2 protein-coding genes are annotated in these 1,679 nt (G+C 59.8%); one reads left to right on the forward strand and one right to left on the reverse strand.

Annotated elements, in window-relative coordinates:
* Window positions 1-365, forward strand: a 365-nt coding sequence (locus tag ACF09J_RS36005) for an SRPBCC family protein (RefSeq protein WP_392309663.1), incomplete at its 5' end; no start/stop codon positions are given.
* Here ACF09J_RS36005 and ACF09J_RS36010 read toward each other — a convergent pair.
* Window positions 325-1,605, reverse strand: coding sequence for an IS256 family transposase (locus ACF09J_RS36010; protein ID WP_075835918.1), 1,281 nt, complete (start codon window positions 1,603-1,605; stop codon window positions 325-327). The two genes, ACF09J_RS36005 and ACF09J_RS36010, sit on opposite strands and share 41 nt — an antisense overlap.
* Window positions 1,606-1,679 lie beyond the last annotated feature (74 nt).

Raw genomic sequence — 1,679 nt, forward strand, 5'->3', positions numbered from 1 at the left:
CCGCCGGACGGGTCAACAACGACCGGCTCGGGCGAATCATGGCCCGCATACGACAGGTGGCCAGAAACCTGACCCCAATTGCGAGTCTGAAAACGAAACGCTTCGAACCTCATCATCTGAACACGGGCCGTCCCGACCTGCACTTCATGTCCGGAGTACGGGAAATTCGACAAACCGACGATGTGCACACACAGTGGATCCTCGAAATAGCCGGACAAACACGAGAATTCGACGCCACCATCACCGAACAGCACCCGGACGAACGCATCGCGTGGAAATCGGACGCAGGGTCTATCTCTTTAACGGTGTTTCGGCGGATTTCCATCAGTAAGTTTCCGATCCCGGCCAACGATCGGCGAACGTGATCGCAAACGCGTTCAGAGCGGGCTTCCACCTCGTTATCCATCGTGCCTGGCCCTTGCCTGTCGGGTCGAGCGAACGTGTCACCAAATACAGACACTTCAGCGCAGCCGCCTCGGTAGGGAAATGGCCACGAGCTTTCACCGCCCTCCGATAGCGGGCATTGAGGGACTCAATCGCGTTGGTAGAGCAGAGCACTCGCCGTATCTCTGTGTCGTAATCGAGGAACGGAATGAACTCCTGCCAAGCGTTGGTCCACAATCGGATGATCGCCGGATACCTCTCACCCCAGTGCTCGGCGAGATCGTCCAGCCCCGCGTGAGCGGCAGCCTCGGTCGGTGCCGTGTAGATCGGTCTGAGATCGTGTTTGAGTGCGTCCCAGTGTTGACGTCCCGAGAGCCGAAAGGTGTTGCGGATCAAATGCACGACGCACGTTTGTACCGTCGTGGCCGGCCATACGTTCTCGACGACTTCCGGCAGGCCTTTCAATCCGTCGCAGACCAGGAAGAACACATCCCGAGTGCCGCGATTGCGAATGTCCGTCAGCACGGACATCCAGAATTTGGCGCCCTCACCGCCGGTGCCGGCCCACAATCCGAGCACGTCGCGCCGTCCGTCGAGACTGACGCCGATCGCCGCGTAGATCGGCCGGTTTGCGACCTGCCCGTCTCGAACTTTGACGACGATCGCATCGACGAAAACTGCCGCGTACACCTCGTCGAGCGGACGGGCAGACCAGTCCTGCATCTCCTCGAGGACCTTGTCGGTGATCCGCGAGATGGTCTCCTTCGAGACCGAGGCCCCGTAGATTTCAGCGAAATGCGAACTGATTTCACCAGTCGTTAATCCTTTGGCGTACAACGACAACACGATCTCATCGACCCCGTTCAATCGACGTTGGCGCTTCTTGACGATCTGCGGCTCGAACGTCCCTTCCCGATCACGAGGGACCTCGATCGGGACATGCCCACTGGCCTCGGTCAACACCGTTTTCGACCGAGTCCCGTTGCGAATATTCGTAGACTCCCGATCGGCCGGAGCTTGGTTCTTGTCGTGCCCGAGGTGCTCGGTCATCTCCTCGTTCAGTGCGGTTTCCAGGACGGTTTTGGTGAACTGCTTGAGCAGACCGTCCGGCCCGGTCAGCGACAGGCCCTGCTCCTTGGCCAGGCGCACCAACTCTGCGGCCGCCGCAGCTTCCGCGGAGGGCTCGGCCCTCTTCTTCGTCACATCTTCCAGTGTCGTCATCTCGGCACCTCCTCGCCGAGCATTCACTCAGCGTCTCGGGCCAAAACACCGATTACGAAACAGTCCCAGCGTCG

The sequence above is a fragment of the Streptomyces sp. NPDC014889 genome, assembly GCF_043081205.1.
Taxonomy (GTDB): Bacteria; Actinomycetota; Actinomycetes; order Streptomycetales; family Streptomycetaceae; genus Streptomyces.

Excerpts from the sequence above, each read along its gene's own strand:
- ACF09J_RS36010 (WP_075835918.1), bottom strand. The coding sequence starts at position 1,605 with ATGACGACACTGGAAGATGTGACGAAGAAGAGGGCCGAGCCCTCCGCG.